Raw genomic sequence first — 24,736 nt, 5'->3', positions numbered from 1 at the left:
TAATCCCAAATTTTTAATTTAGGATAAGTGATTGCCTTTTTACTATCTTTTAAGTTCATTTTTTAAGTCAGAAATCTCGTTTTGAAGATTGGTATCATTTTTAAGAGATTCAGTGATTTTTTCGTAAGCATGGATAACGGTTGTGTGATCCTTACCGCCAAACTCAGTCCCAATTTTAGGAAGCGAATTGTCAGTCAGTTCCCGGCAAAGGTACATGGCAATCTGCCTCGGCATCACGATTGATTTCATTCGTTTCTTTCCTTTAAGGTCGGCAAGTGAGACGTGATAGTAGCTTGCAACGGCATTTTGAATAGACAGAATGGTAATCTCAGCGTGAGAGTTTCCAAGATTGAGACTCTTTAACGATTTAGCGACTAGATCCGTTGAAATAGGGGTGTTTTTGAGTTTGGAATAAGCGTGAACTCGTGCCAAAGCACCCTCTAATTCACGAACGTTGGAGTCAATTTGACCAGCGATGTAGCTCAGTGTGTCATCTGGGATATCAATATGATCAGCGTTGGCTTTATTTCGTAAAATGGCGATTCTAGTTTCCAAATCAGGAGGCGTAATATCAACGGATAATCCCCATGCAAATCGGGAAACTAACCGATCTTGCAGCTTTGGAATTTCCCGTGGTAGCCGGTCAGAAGTCAATACAATCTGTTTGCCATCATCATATAGGGAGTTAAAGGTATGGAAAAATTCCTCCTGAGTTCCCTCTTTATCAGCAAAAAATTGAATATCATCGACTAATAAGAGGTCGGCATTTCGATATTCTTGACGGAATTGTTCCTGTGTCTTGGTTTGAATAGCGTTAATAAAGTCATTGGTGAATGCCTCACTGGTCACGTATTTAACGCGAGTGTTGGGTCTATCGAGCATCATTTTGTTACCAATGGCGTGCATCAAGTGGGTCTTGCCCAAACCAACACCACCATAAAAGAAGAGTGGATTATACATTGCACCAGGTTCTTCTGAAACAACTAACGCAGCGGCGTGAGCCATTTGATTTCCTTTACCAATAACAAAGGTATCAAACGTATACTTGGGATTTAGTTTCGTTTCCTTCATAAATGTCGGAACATTCTCATTAGCGTTATCGCTGGTTGTTTTGCGAGTAGCAGTTTCAACTGGATCTATGTCGACAACAAAATCTGGCTGAATATCCTCATGGGTTGCTTGGTAGGCAAATTCAACCAGCTCCTGTGTCAGATTACTTTCCCAATAATCTTTATGTAGGGCAGACGGCAGCTTGATCGTTAGCTGATGATTAATTAATGAAATAGGTTGAGCGCTCGCAATCCAGGTCGAATAAGTGACGGGTGTCGAGACTTTTCGAAAACTTTCGGCGATTGCTCCCCATACTGTTTGAAGATCAAGCAATTTTTTTCCTCCTCCTATGTGAAATAGTAAATTCAGTTTAGCATGAAGTTTTAGAGTTTTCCACAGGTAAACGAACCTGTTCATAAATGTTTCACAGGCTGTCGAAAAGTTTTCCACAGGGCTGTTGATAAGTCAGAAGTTTTTCAATAATCTTCAAGTTATCCACAGAACGTTGTGTAAAAGGAAGTGCATAGCAACAAGTGTTTCACAAGTTATCCACAGTATTAACAAGGTGAGGAGGCTCTTTTTCCAGTGCCTGTGAATTGGGGGATGAGCCTGTGAGTTTCCAGTGGATAATAATAAAGATATGCACAAGTTATCCACAGGCTCTGTGCATGAAACAAAATTTAAAAATTAAAAAATCACAGAGAAATCTAAATTAGCCCTTTGAAGTTTGGCTATAATATGATATTATATTCAGGAAATGCATTTAGGAAATCTATGATGTAAATAAATCAGCTCAAAAAGCTAGTTAAGTAGGAGGTGTCCTTATGAAGAGAACTTACCAACCAAAGCGTCGTCATCGTGCACGTGTTCACGGCTTCCGCAAGCGTATGAGTACCAGCAACGGTCGTAACGTATTAGCTCGTAGACGCCAAAGAGGCAGAAAAGTATTATCTGCATAAGGCCACTGACCGTTCAGTGGTCTTTTCTTTTTCACTGAATTTGGTCGGGCCTTTTTGTATCAGATGATTCGACACATTTTGGAGATGTATCATGCGAAAATCATACCGTGTAAAAAAAGAAGCGGAGTTTCAAAAAGTTTTTGAAACGCGTAACTCGGTCGCAAACCGCCAATTTGTTATCTATACTATGGATAAAAAAGATCAGCCCCATTTTCGGGTTGGAATTTCAGTTGGCAAAAAGATTGGGAATGCGGTTCACCGTAACTGGGTCAAGAGAAGAATTCGGCAGACACTGTTAGAATTGAAACCAGATTTAAAGCAAGATGTCGATTTTTTGGTAATTGCTCGTCCTAGGGCTGACCAGTTATCAATGGAAGAAACTAAACATCACTTGATCCACGTATTGAAGTTAGCAAAGCTACTTGACTCTAATTATAGTGAGGAAAAACAGTGAAAAAATATAGACGTATCCTATTGATGCTGGGACTCGTTGGATTAGTTCTCCTGCTATCCGCTTGTAGTAATAAGCCAATCACAAGTAATAGTACGGGAATTTGGGACGGTTTAATTGTCCTAAACTTCTCGCGAGCTATTATCTGGTTGTCTCATCTATTTAACGGTAGTTATGGATTGGGAATCATCGTCTTTACTATTTTGGTCCGAATCGTCATCTTACCTTTGATGATCTTCCAGACGCGAAGTATGCGAAGAACCCAAGAAGTCCAACCACAACTTAAAGCATTACAAAAGAAATACTCTTCTCGTGACACGGAAACAATGCAGAAACTTCGAGAAGAACAACAAAAATTATATTCTGAGGCTGGTGTGAATCCAGTTGCGGGGTGCTTACCATTGATTGTGCAATTGCCAATTATTTGGGCGCTGTATCAAGCTATCTGGCGGACTGAGGTTTTAAGAACAGGTTCATTCCTGTGGTTAAAACTCGGTGACAAAGATCCTTATTTTGTCCTTCCAATCTTGGCTGCAGTATTTACCTTCTTCAGTTCGTGGCTTTCAATGAAGTCACAACCAGAAAGTAGCGGAATGACGACGATGATGACGGTCGGAATGCCGGTCGTTATCTTCTTCACCGCCTTAAATGTTCCTTCAGCCCTTTCACTTTACTGGGTCATCACCAACGCCTTCCAAGCTGGACAGACGTTGACGATTCAAAACCCATGGAAGATTAAGAAGGAACGGGATCAGAAGCAACAAGAACAGTTGGATCATGAACGAACTGTTAAAAAGGCGATGAAACGAGCTCGAAAGAGTCGTCGTAAATAATCGTTTAGAAAATTCGAAAGCTAAGACAAAGTAACTTTTGTCCTAGCTTTTTATTTTTTGTCCAATTAAGCCGCTATTCATGCGTTTAATATGATAAAATCGAATCTGGAAATCATTGATAAAAGAGTTATCGAGCAATTAGGAGGAAATTTCATGACGGTTTTTAAAGGCGCAACGGTTGAGACAGCAATTGAGGCTGGCCTTTCAACTATGCAGCTAGATCGTGAGCACGCAGACATTTCAATCGAGGTTCAGCCTCGGCACGGATTCTTGGGAATTGGCAAACGACAGGCGGAAGTAAGCATCATCAAGCGGGCACCTAAAAAAGTCGTTGATGATAAGCCAGTTAAACAGGCTGTTAAAAAGCAGCCGAAACGAATGAAAGTAGCCACCCAAAAGCCACAGCATAAATCTGAGTCAAATGAGCAGGCAATTGATGAGTTAGAGGGTTACTTGTTGGACATTGTCTCTCAACTCGGAGTGGATGCCACCACAGAAGTAGACCTGCAGCAGCGCAAGGTGACGGTTCGATTTACGACCGAAGCGGAAGGTCTCTTAATTGGGAAGCACGGACGGACAATTAACGCACTACAAAGCCTGGCACAGATTTTCTTGAACCATAAGGGTGCAGCGCATTTAGACGCGGAATTGGACGTTGCTGGTTACCGTGAGCGACGAGCTGAGACGCTTATCCGACTTGCTGATAATATGGCTCGCGAAGTCGTTGCGACGGGCAAGCCCGTGTATTTAGACCCAATGCCTTCATTTGAACGCAAACAAATTCATTCAACACTTGGACAAAACCACCACGTTATTACATATTCAGCTGGCAAAGAGCCACGGCGCTCAGTTGTCATTGCCCCAAAATTGTAAACCGAACAGCTGGGTTTTAATTGACAAAGTAGCGAATCCATTTTATATTAGAAGCAATCATTCTTATCTTAAAAGATAAAGTAGTCAAAGTGCTTTATCCATGCTATTAGGTGGCATGGAGTGGGCACTTTTTTTGTGCAGTCATGAGCAATTAGGAGGTACAAAGTATGTCAACGACAACTGAATTTGATACGATTGCAGCCGTTGCAACGCCACCTGGCGAAGGCGGTATTTCCATCATTCGAGTGAGTGGTGAGGACGCAATCAGCATTGTAGAAAAAGTATATAGAGGCAAAGACTTGGCAAAGGTTGCCAGTCATACCATTAATTATGGTCACATTATTGAACCAAAAACCAAAGATGAAGTAGACGAGGTTATGGTTTCAGTAATGCGGGCACCTAAAACGTACACTAAAGAAGACGTGGTAGAAGTTAACTGTCACGGTGGGTTAGTTGCGACAAATGAAATCTTGCAGCTAATTTTGAGTAATGGCGCACGAATGGCCGAACCAGGTGAATTTACAAAACGGGCCTTTTTGAATGGCCGATTAGATTTATCTCAGGCAGAGGCAGTTATGGACTTGATTCGCGCAAAAACGGACAAGTCGATGAAGGTTGCCCTGAACCAACTAGATGGCAGTTTGTCACGGCTAATTAAGAATTTGCGCCAAGATATTTTGGAAGTGTTGGCTCAAGTTGAAGTTAACATCGATTATCCAGAATATGATGACGTCGAAACGTTAACTACCAAATTACTGAGAGAAAAAGCAACTGAGGTTCGTCAGTCAATTGAGCGATTGTTAAAAACCGCAAAACAGGGAAAAGTGCTTCGTGATGGATTAGCAACTGCCATTGTGGGACGTCCTAACGTTGGGAAATCAAGTCTTTTGAACCATTTGCTTCATGAGGACAAGGCAATTGTCACTGACGTTGCGGGAACGACACGGGATGTTATCGAAGAATTCGTTAATGTTCGCGGTGTTCCGTTGAAATTGGTTGATACGGCAGGAATCCGAGATACCGAAGACAAAGTTGAAAAAATTGGTGTCGAACGGTCACGAAAAGCAATCAATACGGCAGATTTGGTATTGGTCGTCATTAATGCGAGTGAGCCACTAACTGATGAAGATCGTAATTTGCTTGATATTACGGATGATGACAAGCGACTCATCATTTTAAACAAGACCGATTTGGAGCGAAAAGTGTCCAATGAAGATTTGGCTGACTGGGCAAAACCGGAAGATATTATCGGGACCTCCGTTCTAACCAACCAAGGATTAGATCAACTTGAGGAACGAATCGCAAGTCTATTCTTTGATGAGGGTATTGAGAGCAATCAAAACAGCGTTATGGTGACAAATGCTCGTCACATTGGCTTACTTAATCAGGCCAACGATGCTTTAGGAGACGTGCTTCACGGTATCGCAGCAGGGATGCCCGTTGACCTTGTGCAAATTGATATGACCCGTTGCTGGAACCTACTGGGTGAAATTACGGGTGACAGTTATCAAGACGAACTGCTTGATCAGTTATTTAGTCAATTTTGTGTCGGAAAGTAAGTAAAAGTGTCACCCAAACAATCAAAAATGTTTCACATGAAACAATTTAAAAGGAGAAAAGAAATGACTGGGGTAAAAGCCTATAGTGGCGAGGAATACGATGTTATCGTCGTTGGTGCTGGGCACGCAGGATCAGAAGCGGCTCTTGCAGCTGCCCGAATGGGGAACAAAACCCTTTTGATGACGATTAATTTGGACATGGTCGCCTTCATGCCATGTAATCCATCAGTTGGTGGGCCGGCAAAGGGAATCGTTGTTCGCGAAATTGACGCCCTTGGTGGCGAAATGGGACGCAACATCGATAAGACCTACGTTCAGATGAGAATGCTGAATACGGGTAAGGGTCCAGCCGTACGTGCTTTACGAGCACAGGCTGACAAGCATGCTTACCATGCGGAAATGAAAAACACCATCGAAAATGAACCGAACTTGACCTTGCGTCAAGGAATCGTTGATGAGCTAATCGTTGAGGATGGCGAGTGCCGTGGCGTTATCACAAATACCGGTGCAAAGTATCACGCAAAGGCGGTTGTGGTCAGTTCCGGAACTGCCGCTCGCGGGAAGATTATCATTGGCGAATTGATGTATTCTTCTGGCCCTAACAACTCACAACCAGCGATGAAACTATCTGAAAACTTAAAGGATCTGGGCCTTAATTTGGTCAGATTCAAAACTGGAACACCACCACGGGTTGATGGAACAACCATTAACTATGATGAAACAGAAGAGCAACCTGGTGATGAAGATGTGAACCACTTTAGTTTTGAATCTTCAGATGAAGACTATCTTTCACTGAAAAATCAACTCTCATGTTGGCTCACGTACACGAACGAGACGACTCATAAAATTATTCGGGATAATCTCGACCGGGCACCCATGTTCTCAGGTGTTATCGAAGGGGTTGGCCCCCGCTACTGTCCTTCAATTGAGGATAAGATTGTTCGTTTTGCGGACAAGAAGCGGCACCAACTATTTTTGGAACCAGAAGGTCGTCACACCAAGGAATGGTACGTTCAAGGTCTCTCAACTTCGATGCCAGAGGAAATTCAGCAGAAAATTCTTCACTCCATCAAGGGATTAGAAAATGCCGAAATGATGCGTCCCGGATATGCAATTGAGTACGATGTCGTCTCACCATACCAATTAAAGCCAACCCTGGAAACTAAGCTCATCAAGAACCTCTATACCGCTGGCCAAACCAACGGAACTTCTGGTTACGAAGAGGCAGCTGGTCAAGGACTGATTGCCGGAATCAACGCTGGATTACGTGCGCTAGACAAGGGTCAATTTACCTTGAAACGATCAGAGGCTTATATTGGCGTTATGATTGATGACCTTGTTACAAAGGGAACCAACGAGCCATATCGTCTATTGACGAGTCGAGCAGAGTATCGCTTGATTTTACGTCACGATAACGCTGACATGCGGTTAACTGAAAAGGGCTATGATCTTGGCCTAATTTCGGATGACCGACTTGCTAAGTTTGAAGCGAAGAAGCAAGCAGTTGAAACAGAACTTGAGCGCCTCAATAGCGTTCGAGTTAAGCCATCAGCTGAAGTTAATGCATTCGTTGAGTCTCATAACGAAAAGGCATTGAAGGATGGCGTTTTGGCCGCAGAATTTCTTCGTCGACCACTCGTTTCATACAATGACTTATTGAAATTTATTCCAGCATCAGCAGAACCTCTTGACCGCCGCGTTGTGGAGCAAGTTGAAGTTCGAATTAAGTATGCTGGGTACATCAAAAAGGCGGAAGCTAACGTTGCCCGAATGAAGAAAATGGAAGATAAGAAGATTCCTGATCGAATTGATTATGATGCAATTGATGGTTTGGCCACTGAAGCCCACCAGAAATTGAATAAGATTCGACCAGTTACGATTGCCCAAGCAACTCGAATTAGTGGTGTTAATCCCGCTGATATTGCAATCTTAACGGTTTATATTGAACAGGGAAAAATCGCAAAAATCGCAAACTAAATATCAATCAAAAAATCGTCAATTCTAACTTAATAGAATTGACGATTTTTTGATTATTTTTTACGCCGAACTTGCCACGTAAACAGGCAGAGGCCGAGAAGAGAAATCGTTGAGATGATGGCTCCGGCTTTGAAGCCTGGGACCGTATACGTTAAATTGACGGCGTTATTGCCCTGTTTGAGCGGGATGCCCATCAAGTGAGAGGCAACCGATTTAATTTGAACCGATTTGCCGTTTACTTTCGCGGACCAGCCAGTTTCCTTTGGAATGGAAAGGAAGAGGATCTTATTTTTAGTTGTGCCAGTTGCCATTCCAGAGATGTGGGTTGGGGTTGAAACTGAATCTAATTTGAACTGGCGAATCCTCAGACTCCTGATAAAGGTGGCGTATTTTTTCTCGTCGTATGAGAAGAATTGGGTGTTGTGACTCAAGTGCTGATGCTTACTAGCAAATGAAATCGTCACGAGTTCATTTTTACGATGAGACCCGAACTTCATTAAATATCGGTGACCGGTAGCATGGATTCGAGGGGGCTGATTGATGCCGTTTATCCGGAGACTTGGATAAATGACATGACTTGAATAGCCAAATAGTGGTCCCGTTGTGGCAACCTTCAGGCGCAGGGTGTGCAAATAGTTAGTTGGATTTTCCTGCGACCTCGTGACCTGTTCGCTAAGAATTGTTGGCGGCAGAATCGTTTGCGCAGGGGCGTTAAGTTGCTTTAGTAAGCGTAATTGGTTTTGATAAATATTGGTTGATAAATTAACGGTTGCAAGGTTCTCGGGAGTTGAGAAGCCGATTCCAGCGTAATTGGGATTCCGCATTGGTGAAGGTTGATTCGGATAGTTGGTGTATTTCATCGCAAGTAAGGTATCGACGAGTGGTGAGATACCCTGTGAGGAAATTCTACGGACGTTTTTGCTGAATAAGCCAAGTCGGTGGAGCATATCGCGCGTTTGATTATCTAGCGTGGAGCTGTATGAGCTTACACCAAAATAGTTAAATAACAGCGAATCATTATAGTTATTATATTTAGTTCCCATCGCTGCATCGACCAGTGAACTTTGATTATTCAACCGGTAAAATGATTGATCTTTGTCCGTTAGTTTATCTAGCTGATTGTACTCAATTTGGAAGTATTTGGAATAGAGTTGCTGATTACCAAAGGCCATCCCATACATTGATTTGAAGAAGTTACCGCCGATTTCAGCGAACGAAATGAGGGTAATGATGGTCAATGTTGTGTAGGTTTGGCGCTTTAAAAATAGGAAAGTGGCCTCAATAATGATCAGCAGGCAGGTCAGCAGTGTTAAGTGAATCGGAGGAGCTAACCGCGTAATTGTGGAAGAAAAGTCGGGACCGACAATTTTGGCATCAATGAAGAATCCAATTTTGCCGAGAACGATAATGCCAATGGCTGTCCCAATCACCGCCAACTTTTGCATGTCGTTTAACACCTTTCCTGGGTGCGTTTGCCATGCTTCAAAAGCTAAAAAGACGCACACGAATGAAAAGTAAAAGACGTTTCGAAATGGAAAGCCAGCAGGTTGCTGAAGCATATGCCAGCCGGTATTGAGGACACGCACCCACATGCTTAAAAACAAAATACCCAGTAGACCCGCCGACATATTTTTGTAGTGCTGAGGAATTTCCTCAGTGTAGTAGTACGTAATAAGCAAAAGAAAGACCAGTATGCCCACATAGAAACTGGGATAGTGAAAAATACGGATGAGGTAGTTACTACTTGCGGGTTCAAGCTGTGACAGTGCGCCAAGCCCAAATGTCGGTAACAAATTGAAGCTGGCTGCATCAAAGGTGCCTTTTCCGGTAGCCAGCATCGCCTTAAAAGTGGGAATCAACAAGATGGCACTTACACCCCCAGTTAGCAGGGAGGCGCTAAAGAAGTCCCGGATCTTAGTCAATGACTGTTTCAAAGTGGCAGTAAAGCGGACTTCTGAATTTTTGAAAATAAGGTAGCAGAAGTACAGCACGGAAAATAGGCAAGTCATATAGCCCAAATAGTAGTTGGTCACGATACTTAATAAAAGTGTCACGATATATAAATCAAATCGATTTTTATCAATGAGTCGATGGATTCCAAGTGCCACTAAAGGCAATAAAATGAGGGCATCCAGCCACATAATTGTGTAAAAATTCATGGCAACAAAGCCACACAGGCTAAAGGCGGTGGAGAACCAGACGATTGAATAACTAGTTGACTGATAAACGCGTCTCAAAAAAATACTGGTTGTTAACCCGATTGATGCAATTTTAAAAATAATGATCACACTAATCGTAGTCGGTAATAGATTTTGTGGAAATAGTAAAACGAGTAAATTAAACGGACTCAATAAATAATAGGCAATTAGTGGCGTTACGTTGTCACCAAGCGATAACCCAAAGGAAAATAAGTGAACGCCATGCGTTAATAGTTGGTGCCGAAATGCAGATAAGAATGGTAAATACTGGGCACCCATGTCACTGAAGAGCAGGTTATGGCTGCCAAAAGGTGTGATTTTTTTTGATGCAAAAACGATACAAACCATGATAAACGGTATGACAAATGCTAGGCCGGATAACGACCATTTAGAATTAACGTGTTTTGTTTTAAATGACTCCAAGAAAATACCCCCGAATTTGCAACAAGTGTCAGTTTCCCCTGACCGAATGACTGAATTCATTACACCACTTGTTCGTAATTGATAATTGATTCTTTAGTAATCCATTAAAATTTTTAGGTAAAATTAGTCTTTTGGTAATGTTTTCAAAAAGCGTTTTAAATTTGGATTCTTATTTTCTGTATTATAAATCACCACGATCTGATAGGTTTGACTTTTGCTGTCAGAAATTGGCAAAAGGGTCAGGTTAGCCAGTTCCTGGTTGGTACCAGCAATGAGTCCTTGCGGGAAAAAGGCAAATGCTTGGTTAAGCGATACTAGTAGTGCCATTTGCTCAAGGCTCGTTACCCGTTTGATCTGTTCAAAGTTTGTGATGAAGGGGACGCTCGCAAGAAAGCTTTCCAACAAAAAGGTGGAGCTTTCCGGACTGTAGTAGAGAATGGATTTGTCAGCCAAGTCAGCTGGACTGAGCGCGGTTTGTTGGCTCAACGGATCGAGATTACTAACGCCCATGACCATTTCACCTTGAAAAATAGGTTTCTCCGTCAAGCGGGAGGTGGACGCCAAAGCGGGCCGCCCATATGAGATGGAAAGTGCAGCGTCCAGGCTGCCATTTGAGACACTTTCAGTTAAATGTTCGTTGCTCTCTTCTCGTACCGTTAAATGCAGATTGGGATGATTGGCGACGACGGGAAAGAGTGCATTTTCTAATAATTGTTTTTCAAATGCTGAAAAGTAGCCTAACCGCAACGTTTCCGGAGATTGTTGGTTCATTTGATTTAGCTCAGAGACGGCTGTTGAATAGTTATTGACGATATCTTGAGCGGATGAAAAAAAGAATTTTCCCTGCGGCGTTAGTTGGATTTGGTTCGCGTTTCTAGTAAATAAAGCAACACCAAGATCGGCCTCTAATTTGGAAATCTGTTTTGAAACGGCCCGCTGTGATAGAAATTCCTTATCAGCAACTTTGGAAAAGCTACCTAACTGAACGACACTAAGAAAGGTTTTTAATAAATTGATATCCAAATTATTCACTCCAGTAGGAGAACTAAAAGTTCGGGTACCGAACTTTTATCCCCGTTTTAATCAAAATGTAAACGCTTTATGATGTAGTCGAAATAGCAATTACGATCTTATTAATTCTACATGGGATGGGGATTGTTTTCAAATTAATGCTCAATTATTCACTATATAGATGGAGGTTTTACCATGACAATCAGTAAAAAAACAGAATATGATGTTGTCGTTGTTGGAACTGGTGCAGCTGGAACTTCAGCTGCCTTAGAGGCTGCCCAAAATGGCGCCTCAGTTTTACTACTTGAAAAAGGAAAGAGCACTGGCGGGAGTAGTAACTACACGGAAGGCTTGTTCGCCGTTGATTCATACCTTCAAAAGGAACAGGGAATCCATGTTTCTGGGACGGAAGTTCTCAAGGAAGAGGTCGAGTATTCTAAGTATCGCGCTGATTCTCGTATTTGGCGCCGTTACGTGGACGATAGTGCTGACACCGTCAAATGGTTGAAGGACCAAGGTGTCGAATACGAAGGCGTCCAAGCCATGGGTGCCGGTGAAGCGACTTGGCACATTTACAAAGGGATGGGCAACGCTGTTATTCACGATGCTTTACAACCTAAGGCGGAAAAGCTTGGCGTTGAGCTATTGACCCTGACAACGGCCACTAAGTTACATCGTGACGGTGAGGGCGCAATTGATGCCATCACAATTAAGGACGTTAAGTCTGGTGAGTCTGAAGATATCAAAACGAAATCAGTCGTTCTCGCAACTGGTGGTTACCTAAATAATCCAGAGATGATCAAAAATCTCACCCATTATGATGATTCACGTTTAATTCCTGTTAGTTCAGGCAAGGGAACTGGCGATGGATTGAATTTGGCCTGGAACGTGGGTGCTAAGCAATATGGAACAGGATTAGCAATGCTATTTGGCGGCTACCTAAAGGATCCAGATGAGCCAGCTTTCAAATTTATGGCATCCCAGATGAACACCGCTGCCGGTCAACAACCGCTTCTTTGGGTAAACGAAGATGGGAAACGATTCGTTGATGAATCCGTTGTTTACAATTTCTCATATGCCGGAAACGCGCTTTACACGCAAAATGAAACCTACAGTATTTTGGATCAAGGCGTGATTGATAAAATGGCTAAGGACGGTAACTTCATGGGCTTAGGCGTTTACGTCAAACGTGGTGAAAAGATGGTAAAGCTGCAGGATGAGATTGATGAAGCAGTTGCAGCCAACAAGCCTTTCATTTTTAAAGCGGACACAGTCGAAGAACTTGCTCAAAAGATGGGCCTATCCGTTAGCCAATTGACGGAGACGGTTAAAGACTATAATGGCTATTGCGAGAACGGCGTTGATGGTGACTTTGGTAAGGATGCCGAGTACCTTGTTCCCGTTGCAAAGGGTCCGTTCTATGGGTTTAAGTTGAACGTTGGCGCTTTCTGTACGATGGGTGGCTTACAAGTTACACCTGAAAATGAGGTTGAGGACGAGAAGGGAACTGTTATTGAGGGCTTATACGCAGGTGGTAATGATTCAGCTGGCCTTGCCGGAGATACTTATGGTCCAAACATGCCTGGAACCTGTGTTGGGTTCGCCTTCTATTCAGGCCGTAACTCGGGTCGAAATGCAGCAAAGTATGTTAAGACTGAAAAAATAAATAGTTAATAATATAGAAGGTGCCTTTTGGAGCCTGATTAGGAAAAGTAATAGTAAAAAGATGTGGCCGAGACAAAACTTTTGTTTTGTCTCGGCCACTTTTTAGTCGATATTACAATTCTAAATGATCCATCAAATCTTTCTGAACCGCACGACCAGCCTTCCGTGCCGCGTTGCGCTCATCATAACCAGCACAAATGAATTTTTGCTCGTCAGTAACTGGCACTATTTCCGGTAGGGCAGGATTTGGACTTTTGCTCAGCGTCACAAAGGTAGAGAAACAGGAGAAGGCTAAAAATTTCTCGCCGGTTAATAAGTGTTCTCCAACTCCTTTGACGAATACTTCAAGAGAGCGATGGCCAGCGCCGGTAACGTAGGATTGAAGATCCAAGCCATCCTGAAGGACAACTGGGTGAATGAAGTTGATGTGGTCGAGACTAGCGGTGACGGTCACTTGTCGGGAGGCTCGCTCGCAAGAAATGGAGGCACTATCATCAACCCATGACAGAATTCGACCACCAAAAACGGTTTCGTGCTCATTTAGATCAGATAAAAAGATTCGGTGACTTGCACTGGCGAACGTCTCGTTACACGTAAGTTGTTTGGCTGACATAGTAATTCCTCCAATTCGATATTAACTCAATTGTACCTGATTGTAGGTGGAATGCCAAAATCGTTAAGTCGTCTTTTTCTTTCGCCCCATCAAGCCTAATGCACCCAAATTGGTCAGCATAATCAATCCGGCCATTGGTGCATAGCCAGTTCCCAGAACGCCGACTAACGGTGAGGCGATGCTCCCGAAGGCATTTTGGGATAGACCCACCATTGCAGAGGCACTACCTGCATGGCGATCGGTGAGATTCATAATGATGGAAGTTGTTAACGTCAGCAGCATTCCGTTCATAATCACAAACACCCAGATCAATGCGACAACAACCATTAGTTGGGGCTTCATGGTGGCGCTAATCAGTAATCCGGCACTTGCCAAAATAGTGACAATTAAGGCCCCTCTAACCTGTGTACGGTCAGAGTAACGCGCCGTTAGCCAGCCGGGGATGTTGTTACCGAGAATCATTCCCAGCCCATTTAGCGCATAGAACAAACTGAAAATCTGAGGACTGAGGTGGAACGTTTTTTCAAAGATGAACGATGACGCCGAAATGTAACTGAACAAAGCACCATATATTAAGCCAGTTGCAATCGTCCAGGTGGCAAAATGGGGAATTGAGAAGACGCTGCCCATCCCCTTGAGGGACTGCCAAAAGTTGCCAACGGTTCGATGCTCAGTTGGCAGGGTTTCGGGTAAGCCAACCATGATGAGGACAACCAGGACGAAGCCGATAATGCCCAACAGGACGAACACTCCCTGCCACGGCATAAAATGGATCATCAGGCCACCAATAATTGGCGCAATGATTGGGAAGACCCCGTTAATTGAATTTAAAATGGCATAGAAGCGAGTTAATTTGTGGCCGGAGAATAAGTCGCGGGCAACGGCTCGAGACAGGACCTGACCACTTGCACCACAGATTCCCTGCACAAACCGCAAGATAATTAGTAGCGTAATTGATGACGTGAATGAAATGGCAAGTGAGGCTAGGCCAAACAGAAAGAAGCCTATGATGAGTGGATTTTTGCGCCCAAAATGATCACTTAGACCGCCAATAATAATTTGCCCAATCGCAAGTCCAATTAAGCAACTCGTAATGCTCAGCTGCGCCAGCGAAGTCGTTGTTTGTAATTCAGTCGTCATCTGCGGTAAGGCAGGTAAGTAAAGGTCAATAGCGAGTGGACCCGTGGCACTTAAGGTTCCCAACAAAATCGAGAACCAAAGTGAATTTTTTGGTGTGGCTGTTTCTGACACGAATGAGGACTCCTTTATCTATCACTGATTTTGACGCCTAAAAGGGTAATGATTTGAGTCGCTTGAAGTGGACTAATCGTTAGGCCAGCAATGCGGTCGAGCGTTAGTTGCAAGGTGTCGAAGTAGGATGCCGAAATGTCGACTTTGCTCAAATTAGAATCGGATAAATCGATTCCCGTTAGCTCGCAGCCCTTGAAAGTGAGGTGCTTTTTGACCTTGATTGCTTGAAAGGCCGAATCAATTAATTGCGACTCGTTAAATGTGACTGCTTCGATTCCTGTTTCACTCAAATTCAGGTAGGTTGCCTTGCAGGAATCAAAAGTGGTTCGTTTGAACTGGCTGCCAGTAAAGTCGGCGCCCATCAAAAGGCTGTCCTGAAAAACGCAATCGAAAAAGGCGTTATTGTGGGCGGTGATATTGAGCCAGTCGAGATGATCAAGCGTGCAACCACTCCATTCGGCATCGTCAAAGTTAGATTGCTCGAATTTGCAATGGCTGAGCGTGACGTTGGTCAATCGAATTGACTTATTGGAGTACGTAAACGTACAATCAACGTATCGGTAATTCGTTTCCACGTCATCCAGCGATAACGTCTGATGTTCCACGGTATTATTTGGCATGGTAACTCCTTAAAATTGAGTAAATTAGTTTTAGTAAAAGTAGGTTTAATGTTAATATTATACTGTTGGCCGTTTGTTGCCTAGTTAAATTAAAAATAAACGAAATAATAACGGGAGCATATATTATAAAATGAAAGTATTAAGAGAGATTTTTAGTTGGGTGATTCCAATTGCAATTGGGTTGTTGTTGGCACTCTTATTAAAGAACTATGTATTATCTCCAGTGAAGGTTGATGGCCCATCGATGCAGCCCAACCTAGAAAATAATCAACGGGTTTGGATTTTTAATCAAGCTAAGGTAAAGCACCTCAGTGTTATCGTGTTTGACGCGCACGGAGAAGATCCTAGCGCCAAGCCTGGCACGGATTACGTCAAACGGGTGATTGGATTGCCTGGGGACACCGTGTCCTACAAGAACGGTACAATTTACGTTAACAATAAGAAGATTAAGCAAAACTTTATCAGTGAGTCCGAGCGAACAAGTGGGACGACTGATGGTTCTGGTCACAGTTCATGGAACTTGAAGACACTGTCTAAACGATTTAAATGGGGTAACGGCTCAGTCACTGTACCAAAGGGAAAATACTTTGTCTTAGGTGATCACCGTAGCGTTTCTAATGATAGTCGCTATTGGGGATTTGTTGATAAAGACAAGATTGCGGGCGTTGTGAAGGTCCCAGTTTGGTCATCTACCAAGACGAAGCGAGCAAACGTGAACTCACTCGGTTACTAGAATTCTCATTAAAATTTAATAAAAGTGTTGCACTTGTAAATTTGCAGCGCTAAACTTGGTGCATCCCTAAAAAGGATGCACTTTTTTATTTGAAGGAGGCTGTTTTCATGAGCGAAAAATTACTTAATCGCACGCCCTTAAGCGACGAAAAGCGGGCTGCGTTACACGAAGATTTACATAAACGACCGGAGGCAGCGGTGATTAGCCGCGCCGTCATGAAAAATGGAATTAAACAGGCTTCAGAGGATACTGCCGCGTTAACGCGTTTGCACCGAACATTTTCCGTTGAATTAGAAACTGGAAGAGTGACGAATCAACGTCATAGTGGCCGTTGCTGGGAATTTGCAACGTTGAACACGTTGCGGCATGCAATGGGTGCTAAATATAAGGTCAAGGATTTTGAGCTTTCACAAAACTATCTGTTTTTCTGGGATAAGGTTGAACGCGCCAATATTTTCTATGATAATATTTTGAATACCGCTGAACTGCCTGCTGATGATCGGGCAGTCGCCGCATTCCTAGCTCGTCCAGGTGAAGATGGTGGCCAGTGGGATATGGCAGCCTCACTAGTCCAAAAGTATGGCGTTGTTCCGGATTATGTGATGCCAGAAACCGCGAACACCAATGATTCGAGTTCATTTGGTGAAGCGTTAGATTTGAAGCTGCGAAAAGATGCCATGGTTTTACGACAACTTGTTCATGATGGCAAAGATGAAACTGAAATTGCAGCGCAACGACAGGAATTTTTATCGGAAGTTTATCGAATGGCAGCCTACTCATTTGGCGAGCCACCTGTTAGCTTTGATTTGGAATATCGCGATGACGAGAAAAAGTATCACAGGGATGAGAATTTAACGCCACAAGCCTTCTATGATAAGTACTTCGATATCAATTTTGATGATTACGTTGTCCTATCAAATGCACCCGATAGGGATTTCAATAAACTGTATCGTTTGCCAAGTCAGGAAAACATCGTCGGCGGTCGGCCAATTCGGTTACTAAACGTGACGCTTGATAAAATGAAGAAAGCAACGATTGATCAACTTCAAGATGGCGAAACAGTGTGGTTTGGGAATGACGTGCTTGAGCAAATGAACCGTTCTGAAGGATTACTGGATTCGCAACTTTATCGGGAATCTGAACTATTTGATGTCGATCTTTCAATGACGAAGGCCCAACGCCTTGAATATGGGCAGGCAAATGTGTCACATGCGATGACCTTTACGGGTGTCAATCTTGTCAACGGGGTGCCTAACCGTTGGAAGGTTGAAAATAGTTGGGGTGAAAAGAACGGCGATAAGGGTTACTTCGTGATGGCTGATAGCTGGATGAACGATTATGTTTATGAAGTTGTGGTCAATAAGAAGTATCTAGATGCCGAAACCTTGGCGGTATTAGATCAGGAACCGACCATTTTACCATCGTGGGATTCGTTAGCGTAGAGTATACCTATTAAATCCATAAGGAAATTCTTAAAATAATAAAAAGTTGGCGGGAAAAGGTGTTATTTTCTTGTTTTATTAGCTATTTTCTCTTATAGTTTAGGCATACCAAGTTACCTAACAACCAATTTTGCTTCACATTACTTCATATTGAAGTATCATAAAGTAGGAATCCCCAATATATTCCTACGAAAAAGAGCTAATTGCTTAATTGCAATTAGCTCTTTTTGTGTTGCTTATATTAATGAAAAGAAATAGCTAATCACATTAAAATTTAGTTCTAATCGTGTTACTGTTTTTATAAAAAATATTTGTCTTCAAACAGATGGTAAAATAAAATATCAATTTTATTTATAATATTTAAATCACATATAAACATGCTAATTAGAATAGAAAGTCAGAATAATCGTGTATTTAATGACTTTTAACGAGCTATTATCCCGAATATATTTGTTAATTAGTATTCAAGCAAGCTATTAATATTCCTTTTTTGTGTTAATATTTAAATAGTTTTTATATTATATTTCAGGGGAGAACCAGAAGATGAAATCGAAAAAGTTAAGGATTATTCTAATTAGTTTGGTAGCAACATTATTTTTCTTGTTAAAAGTAACCGCTTCACAAAATGTTCAGGCGGCCAATTTGGCGGATGGAACGTATACGGTACCAGTTTCACTACTAAAACAAGGAACAGAAACAGCATCAGTAGCGAATCAATATTTTCCCAAACCGGCCATTGTCGTCATTAAAAATGGCAATTATTCAGTGTCACTTCCCTGTGTTAATGGCGCACAGTATATAAAAAATATGACAGCTAGAGGGGTAGCAGTTTCAAGTCAAAAAGTTGATGACACAATAACTAATGAAAATTTTACGTTAACTTCACAAGTTGGCATAGTTCCCGTGACATTCGATATAGAAGTCCCTGCGTTTCATTTAAAACTGAGTGAATCTGCAAGACTAAAATCTGCAAGACTAAAAATGGAATGGGAGAAAAACGACCTCATTTCAAAGCCGGCCGAACCAGAATCATCAACGCCCGCGCCAGTCCCAGACAAAACGGCAGAATCCAGTAGTTCGTCAAGCTTTAGCTCAGAAGTTGATGCGACTGCTACCGGACCGGAAGATGATGATTCTCAATCTAGCGCTTCCGCCGCTTCTGATCCAACCCAAACTTCGCTCACCTATACAGTCCTTCAAGCCGATAGCAATCAACCTTCCACGGCGGACCAGTATTACACCCACCAGGCAGCCGTTACTAAAAATTCAGATGGCAGTTATAAAGTCACCATGGTCGTTAGTTACGCCAAAAGTTTAGGGATGGGCAGTAAAGGAGTTGTGCCCCTCACTGTTGCAGGTCAAAAAGTGACTGATATTACGTATGGAAGTACCGACAAAAATCAAACGGTCACTTACATCTTTAACGTTGACTCATTAACTGATTTAGACAAAGTGATTGATGGGACGATTCACGTGACGGTTCCCAGCATGAATATTAGCCAAGACTTTGAAGTTCGGTTCAAATTTGCCGGCGCTAAAAGTGGAGCGGATAAACCAAAAACAGATAGTACAAAGGCGGATAGTACGTCAACCACTGATAGCCAAACACCAGATAAGAGTCAGTCTTCAAATACAGCCAGTGCCAACAAGTTACCCCAAACGGGTGAGCATCAGTCGCAACTCATTTCAGTCATTGGCATCTTGACGTCCCTTACATTTATTGGTGGTCTATTGTATAGAAGGAGTGCACAAAAATGAAACACCTTCATTGGTTATTAATTAGCGGGATTGCTTTGATTGCACTGGCACTAGGTCTGCACGTGGGCTCCGAATCGGTGCAAGCAAAATCGCTAAACTATCAGGCATTAACATACGGAACAACGAAAACTTCCATTGCGAGTGGCTACTTTGTCCATCCCGCCAGTGTAAAAGTTAAGAACCACAAGTACGTCGTGACAATGCGCATTAGAACGGCCAAAAAATTAACAAGTTATCCAGTAACGGTGACCAGCGTGAATGGCGGTAAGCCCAAAAACATTCGCAAAAACAAGGATGCAAAAGGGAACTCCAACTACTATTACACGTTTACCACAACCAACTTAAAGAAGAAAATTAACGCAAAATTGAAGATCAATGTACCAAAGGTGTACAAGGCGACGCACTTAATCACGTTTAAATTTAGTACAACGGGACTACCTAGTTTAGGAAAAAAAGCTGAGGCCACTACCGCGGTATCAACCAGTCAGGCAAGCGCAACGAGCAGTAGTGGCAGTCAAAAGGCAGCAACGAAAGCTGCTAGTTCAAGTCCCAAGGCAGCTTCATCAGCATCGTCCAAGCAAAAGACTAAAGTTAATTCAAATTCTTCCTCATCTCAGTCATCTTCCGTGGCATCCGCGCCAGAACCACGCAATCAAACGGCTAATCATCAAACGAGGAAGACGGCAGATTCGCCCGACAAGAGTAAAGCGGGCATTAATTTGCCATTACTCATTGGGGGCGTTTTAGCGATTATTGTGGTGGTTGGTGGCACGAGCCTCTGGTTACTCAATCGAAAATAAGGGGACGTTATAAGTGAAATCACCACGAAAAATTGCATTAATTACTATTGGAGTGATCGCAATAATCGGGTTTTCGGGTGGTATTTTTGCAATGCATCAGCAGTCAAAAGCGACTAAACAGCCCCGGATTGTTGCAACCACATATGCAGTGGTTCAAATTGCGGATCGACTCAAGCTGCCCTTGGTTGGGGTACCAACCACGAGCAATAAAATGCCAGCGCGATATAAAGCGGCGACTAGAATTGGCAATCCGATGAGTCCGAGTGCGGAAAAAATTGCATCCTTGCACCCAACGGCCATTTATTCAGTCACCACGCTGAAAGATCAATTTGGGAAGAGCTTTAAGCAACAACATTTGACGCCTCACTTCCTAAATTTGACGAGTGTTGCTGATTTAAAACAAACCGTTCAGAAAATGGGCAAACACTATCACCGGCAAACGGAAAGTCGCCAAGCAGTTGCTCAAATAAATCAAACAATCAAACAAGCCCGTCGAACTTCAAATGGGCACGCTAAACCACGAGTCTTAGTATTAATGGGGCTTCCCGGCGCTGGATACATGGTTGAAACGAATCAATCGTATATTGGCGATTTGGTGCGATTGGCTGGGGGACAAAACGTCTTTACATCGAAGTCCCAAGAAGTTATTCAGCCTAGCAATGAAGCCATCAAAAAGGCCAATCCGCAAGTTATTTTGCGACTTGAACATGCAATGCCAAAAATGGTGACAGCTCAATTTAACTCGGAGTTTAAGACAAATACTGTTTGGCGACAAACGGCTGCAGTAAAAAGCCAGCGCGTGTACGATTTGCAGGAGCCAGATTTTGATGCAACGGCGAATATGCACGCTTCAACAGCGCTAAAACGGATTTCAAATTGGTTATATCCAAGGGGTTAAGCTAATGAAAAAAGAAACGATTGCTTATTTAGTTGTTGTTATTGGATTAGTGATAACGAGTATGGTTGCCCTTATGAGCGGTGTCGATTTTTTGACACCGCTTGATTTGTGGCGGGCAATAAATGGAAATAATGCTGATGCAGTCAACACGATTTTGAATTTTCGCGCCCCGCGTTGGATTGCGAGTTTAATCTGTGGGGGGATGCTTGCGGCTGCTGGCGCATTGAGCCAATCAGTCTTCAGTAATTCACTGGCAGATCCAACTATTTTAGGTGTGACGAGTGGCGGTGATCTTCTCATTTTGCTGGGAGGACTGTTCCTGCCAACTTTTCCAATGCGAAATTTAATTTTGGCGTTTATTGGCGGTGGATTGGCATTATGGCTTCTAATAAATAAGCAGACATTGAGAACCCCATACAAATTAATTATCGTCGGGGTGGCGCTAAATTTGACGTTTGTTGGCCTTAAGCAGCTATTTACGCAGGGAATTAGTACTGGAATTGTAACGGGATTTAATGGCATTACGTGGCCAAAAGTGTTGACGCTATTGGTCATTGGCTGCATTGGTTTATTTGTGGCGCTTCTATTAGCGCCTTGGGCAAATTACCTCAAATTGCCGGATCAGCAATTAGCGAGTGTTGGCGTTCCGGCAACTTTAATTCGATTGAGCTTACTTACTTTGGTGGTCGTGCTCTCTGCGGGGGTGACGACTGCCGTCAGTACGATTCCCTTTATCGGCATTATTGTTCCCAGCATCGGGCGTAAATTAGTGGGACACGATTATCAAACGCTGATTCCATTTTCTATTTTGGGCGGCGCGTGGTTGTTACTGATTGTTGACACGGTTGGTCGGTTGGTTGTCCTACCAAGTGAAATCTCAGCTGCCACAATCATGACCATTATCGGTGGGCCATTCCTAGTCTTCTTGGTTCAAAGGAGGGGATTTAATGGAACTAAAGCAAGTTAATTTTTCTTATAACGCGAATCATCCCCTAATCAACCACTTCTCTGCGAAGGTGCCGCAAGGAAAAATTTTATCAATTATTGGACCAAATGGTGCTGGAAAAACGACGCTATTGCAACTATTGACGGGCCAATTAATACCGGATAGCGGCCAGATTTTGGTAGATAATCAGCCACTTGCTGATTTAGATGCGAAAGAACGGGCGACTAAAATTGCCATTGTTTCTCAACAGCATCACGTTTTGGATGAAATGACCGTGAGTGATGTTGTTAAAATGGGCCGGCGACCATTCCATTCACTTTTAGCTACAATTAGTGATGAAGAGGTTGCGCCATTTTTGGAACAAGTTCAGCTGACGAAAATGGCGACTCGGAATATTGCGTCACTATCTGGTGGGCAACAGCAGCGGGTCTGGATTGCAATGGCGCTTGCACAGGAGCCAGAATACCTATTTCTTGATGAGCCGACAACGTACTTAGATGTTCGGTATCAGACTGAGCTGATGGCCCTCATTCAGAAGTTACAAGCCGACAAGAAAATGACGGTGATTCTCATTTTGCATGATATCAATCAGGCGATGAAGATTAGTGATGAAATTTGGCTGTTGAAGAATGGCCAATTAATCGCGTCTGGTAGACCAGAACAGCTATTAAACGAGTCACTGCTATCAGCAGCCTTTGGGATGACGGTTCACGTTGTGACGGTTCCTGGATACGGTCAGTACGTCGTTCAAGTGTAACGGGTCATATTGCTAAATTTATTGAAAGCCTTTTTAATTGAATCTTTTACAGGTTAAGATTAGAATGATTGCACTTACAAAAAGTAAGGGAAAGATTTCTGGGAGGTCTTATCATGGTAGAAACAATTAAATCAGGGATTGCAATGTTAAAGACACTTGAAAGTTGGGACGTTGATCACATTTACGGAATTCCAGGGGGCAGCATTAATAGCCTCGTTTACGCATTACGGGATGAAGAAACAGCGGGTCATATCAGATATATTCATGTTCGTCACGAAGAAGTTGGTGCATTGGCAGCTGTTAGCGATGGTCGTGTTACAGGTAAAATTGGCGTTGCTTTTGGCTCAGCTGGCCCTGGCGCAACCCACCTCTACCAAGGCGTTTACGATGCCAAAATGGATAAGGTGCCAACGTTATTTATTGTTGGCCAGGTTGGTCAAGCACAGATGAACATGGATTTCTTCCAGGAACAGGATGAGGCGCAACTGTTTGGGGATGGCGCAGTCTATAATCGAACGGTCATGACGGCGGAAAGTCTGCCACACGTGGTTGATGAAGCCGTTCGTCAGGCCTACGTTAATCATGGACCAGCAGTGGTCGTGATTCCTAATGATTTAGCAGATAAGGAAATTCCAGCTGATGGCTACTATTCTGCAGCTGCTAATTTCCGTAAGGCGGAAGCGCCTGCGCCAACCGATGAACAAGTTGATGACGCCTTGACGTTAATCAAACAGGCAAAGAAACCAATTTTATATATTGGACAGGGTGTCCGTGGCGCAGCCGATGAGGCAATGGAACTTTCCCAAAAGCTACAGTTGCCAATCGCTTACGCTGCTTTAGCAAAGGATGTCATTCCGTATGATTTCCCAGCTTTACTTGGCTCTGCCATGCGAGTGGCCTCAAAGCCTGCAAATGAAGCCATGGCTGAGACGGACCTTATTCTCTTTGTCGGTTCTAATTTCCCATTTGCGGAGATCTTATTTAATCCAAACGCCAAATTTATTCAAATTGACAGTAATCCTGCCGTTTTAGGGAAGCGGCATAAGACCGAAGTTGCGATGTGGGCGGACGCCAAAAAGGCCCTTCGCAAGCTTAATGATCGCGCGGAGAAGGCGGCAGACAGTGACTGGTATCAAGCTAATATTGCCAACGCAGACAACTGGCGTGACTACAATGAGCAGATGATGAACAAGACTGATGGCGAGCTGCGGTTCGAGCCAGTATTTAAAGAAATCAATCGGATTGCAACTGATGATGCCCTCTTCTCGATTGATGTTGGTGATGTCACACAAAATTCAGTTCGACTCATCAAGAATACGGGTAAGCAGCGTTCGTACACTTCTGGACTATTTGCAACAATGGGCTCGGGCCTACCGGGTGCCATTGCAGCCCAGCTTAGTTTTCCGGATAAACAAGTTTTCAGTTTAGCTGGGGATGGCGCTGAATCGATGGTCATGCAAGATTTGATTACAGAGAACCTTTATCACTTGCCAATTATTAACGTCGTGTTCAAAAATGAGGAATTAGGATTTATCGTTGATGAACAAGAGGACGATGAGCAGCGCCGTTTTGGGGTTAGTTTGGGGAACGTCGACTTTGCTAAGGTTGCGGAAGCCCATGGTGTTACTGGAATTTCCGTAACGAAACAATCGGAGTTACAGAAAGCCTTTGATGAAGCCCGCGAAATTACCAAACGGGGTGAACCGGTCTTGATCGATGTTCAAATTACCGGCGAACGACCAATTCCCGTTGAAAAATTGGAATTAGATCCAGATAAATTCACTGATGAAGCAATTAGCCGATTCCGCAAACGTTATTATGCACAAGAGTTGAAGACTTTAAAGGAATTTGAAAAAGAGTCATAAAATAAATAGCGGGGCTGGGACAAAACATTCGTTCCCAAATTGCAAGAACAAATT

At 43.1% G+C, this 24,736-nt stretch carries 21 protein-coding genes; 15 read left to right on the top strand and 6 right to left on the bottom strand.

Annotated elements, in window-relative coordinates; translation table 11 throughout:
- Positions 1 to 42 precede the first annotated feature (42 nt).
- Complete coding sequence (gene dnaA / locus FD44_RS01105; protein ID WP_010619019.1) at positions 43 to 1,383, bottom strand: chromosomal replication initiator protein DnaA; 1,341 nt, start codon at positions 1,381 to 1,383, stop codon at positions 43 to 45.
- Positions 1,384 to 1,874: 491 nt separating this feature from the next.
- Between dnaA and rpmH the strand changes: the two genes are divergently transcribed.
- The 6 genes from rpmH (at position 1,875) to mnmG (ending at position 7,702) form a co-directional block, all read left to right on the top strand.
- Positions 1,875 to 2,009, top strand: coding sequence for a 50S ribosomal protein L34 (rpmH, locus tag FD44_RS10265; RefSeq protein WP_010619018.1), 135 nt, complete (start codon positions 1,875 to 1,877; stop codon positions 2,007 to 2,009).
- A 91-nt stretch (positions 2,010 to 2,100) separates the two neighbouring features.
- Positions 2,101 to 2,463: a ribonuclease P protein component gene (gene rnpA, locus FD44_RS01100; RefSeq protein WP_010619017.1), complete on the top strand. Its 363-nt coding sequence runs from the start codon at positions 2,101 to 2,103 to the stop codon at positions 2,461 to 2,463.
- Complete coding sequence (locus FD44_RS01095; protein WP_010619016.1) at positions 2,460 to 3,293, top strand: YidC/Oxa1 family membrane protein insertase; 834 nt, start codon at positions 2,460 to 2,462, stop codon at positions 3,291 to 3,293. Before rnpA ends, FD44_RS01095 begins: the two co-directional genes overlap by 4 nt.
- A 153-nt stretch (positions 3,294 to 3,446) precedes the next feature.
- Positions 3,447 to 4,166 (top strand): RNA-binding cell elongation regulator Jag/EloR, encoded by a 720-nt coding sequence (gene jag, locus FD44_RS01090; RefSeq protein ID WP_010619015.1) that lies wholly within the window; start codon positions 3,447 to 3,449, stop codon positions 4,164 to 4,166.
- A gap of 167 nt (positions 4,167 to 4,333) precedes the next feature.
- Positions 4,334 to 5,725: a tRNA uridine-5-carboxymethylaminomethyl(34) synthesis GTPase MnmE gene (mnmE, locus tag FD44_RS01085; RefSeq protein WP_010619014.1), complete on the top strand. Its 1,392-nt coding sequence runs from the start codon at positions 4,334 to 4,336 to the stop codon at positions 5,723 to 5,725.
- A 63-nt stretch (positions 5,726 to 5,788) separates the two neighbouring features.
- Positions 5,789 to 7,702: a tRNA uridine-5-carboxymethylaminomethyl(34) synthesis enzyme MnmG gene (mnmG, locus tag FD44_RS01080; protein ID WP_010619013.1), complete on the top strand. Its 1,914-nt coding sequence runs from the start codon at positions 5,789 to 5,791 to the stop codon at positions 7,700 to 7,702.
- Between the two features lie 53 nt (positions 7,703 to 7,755).
- Here the strand turns inward: mnmG and FD44_RS01075 are convergent, their stop codons facing one another.
- Positions 7,756 to 10,323, bottom strand: a complete 2,568-nt coding sequence (locus FD44_RS01075) for a YfhO family protein (protein ID WP_010619012.1) — start codon at positions 10,321 to 10,323, stop codon at positions 7,756 to 7,758.
- Between the two features lie 123 nt (positions 10,324 to 10,446).
- Positions 10,447 to 11,355, bottom strand: a complete 909-nt coding sequence (locus tag FD44_RS01070) for a LysR family transcriptional regulator (RefSeq protein WP_413052692.1) — start codon at positions 11,353 to 11,355, stop codon at positions 10,447 to 10,449.
- 174 nt (positions 11,356 to 11,529) lie between these two features.
- Between FD44_RS01070 and FD44_RS01065 the strand changes: the two genes are divergently transcribed.
- On the top strand, positions 11,530 to 13,008 hold the full coding sequence (locus FD44_RS01065; RefSeq protein WP_010619010.1) for a vinyl phenol reductase: 1,479 nt from the start codon (positions 11,530 to 11,532) through the stop codon (positions 13,006 to 13,008).
- 103 nt (positions 13,009 to 13,111) lie between these two features.
- Here FD44_RS01065 and FD44_RS01060 read toward each other — a convergent pair whose 3' ends face one another.
- From FD44_RS01060 to FD44_RS01050, 3 genes are all read right to left on the bottom strand, one after another.
- Positions 13,112 to 13,612 (bottom strand): acyl-CoA thioesterase, encoded by a 501-nt coding sequence (locus FD44_RS01060; RefSeq protein ID WP_010619009.1) that lies wholly within the window; start codon positions 13,610 to 13,612, stop codon positions 13,112 to 13,114.
- Positions 13,613 to 13,675: 63 nt separating this feature from the next.
- A complete protein-coding gene (locus FD44_RS01055; RefSeq protein WP_010619008.1) occupies positions 13,676 to 14,863 on the bottom strand; it encodes a multidrug effflux MFS transporter in 1,188 nt (395 codons plus the stop codon).
- 14 nt (positions 14,864 to 14,877) lie between these two features.
- Entirely contained in the window at positions 14,878 to 15,483 is a 606-nt protein-coding gene (locus tag FD44_RS01050) for a pentapeptide repeat-containing protein (RefSeq protein WP_010619007.1), read from the bottom strand.
- Positions 15,484 to 15,613: 130 nt separating this feature from the next.
- On the opposite strand from FD44_RS01050, the gene lepB reads away from it, so the two are divergent.
- The 8 genes from lepB to spxB all read left to right on the top strand — a co-directional run bounded on the left by lepB (position 15,614) and on the right by spxB (position 24,682).
- Positions 15,614 to 16,216: a signal peptidase I gene (gene lepB / locus FD44_RS01045; protein WP_010619006.1), complete on the top strand. Its 603-nt coding sequence runs from the start codon at positions 15,614 to 15,616 to the stop codon at positions 16,214 to 16,216.
- Between the two features lie 107 nt (positions 16,217 to 16,323).
- Complete coding sequence (locus FD44_RS01040) at positions 16,324 to 17,658, top strand: C1 family peptidase (protein WP_010619005.1); 1,335 nt, start codon at positions 16,324 to 16,326, stop codon at positions 17,656 to 17,658.
- 543 nt (positions 17,659 to 18,201) lie between these two features.
- Positions 18,202 to 19,416, top strand: a complete 1,215-nt coding sequence (locus FD44_RS01035) for an NEAT domain-containing protein (RefSeq protein ID WP_010619004.1) — start codon at positions 18,202 to 18,204, stop codon at positions 19,414 to 19,416.
- Positions 19,413 to 20,216, top strand: coding sequence for an NEAT domain-containing protein (locus tag FD44_RS01030; protein ID WP_010619003.1), 804 nt, complete (start codon positions 19,413 to 19,415; stop codon positions 20,214 to 20,216). The genes FD44_RS01035 and FD44_RS01030 overlap by 4 nt, the downstream gene beginning before the upstream one ends.
- Before the next feature lie 13 nt (positions 20,217 to 20,229).
- Positions 20,230 to 21,114 carry a heme ABC transporter substrate-binding protein IsdE gene (gene isdE / locus FD44_RS01025; protein ID WP_010619002.1) on the top strand — a complete coding sequence of 295 codons (885 nt, stop codon included), beginning with the start codon at positions 20,230 to 20,232 and terminating at the stop codon, positions 21,112 to 21,114.
- Between the two features lie 4 nt (positions 21,115 to 21,118).
- Positions 21,119 to 22,081 (top strand): FecCD family ABC transporter permease, encoded by a 963-nt coding sequence (locus FD44_RS01020; RefSeq protein ID WP_010619001.1) that lies wholly within the window; start codon positions 21,119 to 21,121, stop codon positions 22,079 to 22,081.
- Positions 22,062 to 22,817: an ABC transporter ATP-binding protein gene (locus FD44_RS01015; protein ID WP_010619000.1), complete on the top strand. Its 756-nt coding sequence runs from the start codon at positions 22,062 to 22,064 to the stop codon at positions 22,815 to 22,817. Before FD44_RS01020 ends, FD44_RS01015 begins: the two co-directional genes overlap by 20 nt.
- A gap of 113 nt (positions 22,818 to 22,930) precedes the next feature.
- Entirely contained in the window at positions 22,931 to 24,682 is a 1,752-nt protein-coding gene (gene spxB / locus FD44_RS01010) for a pyruvate oxidase (RefSeq protein ID WP_010618999.1), read from the top strand.
- Positions 24,683 to 24,736 lie beyond the last annotated feature (54 nt).

Source organism: Secundilactobacillus malefermentans DSM 5705 = KCTC 3548 (genome assembly GCF_001436395.1).
Taxonomy (GTDB): Bacteria; Bacillota; Bacilli; order Lactobacillales; family Lactobacillaceae; genus Secundilactobacillus; species Secundilactobacillus malefermentans.
This window is presented reverse-complemented; position numbering and strand designations above follow the sequence as displayed.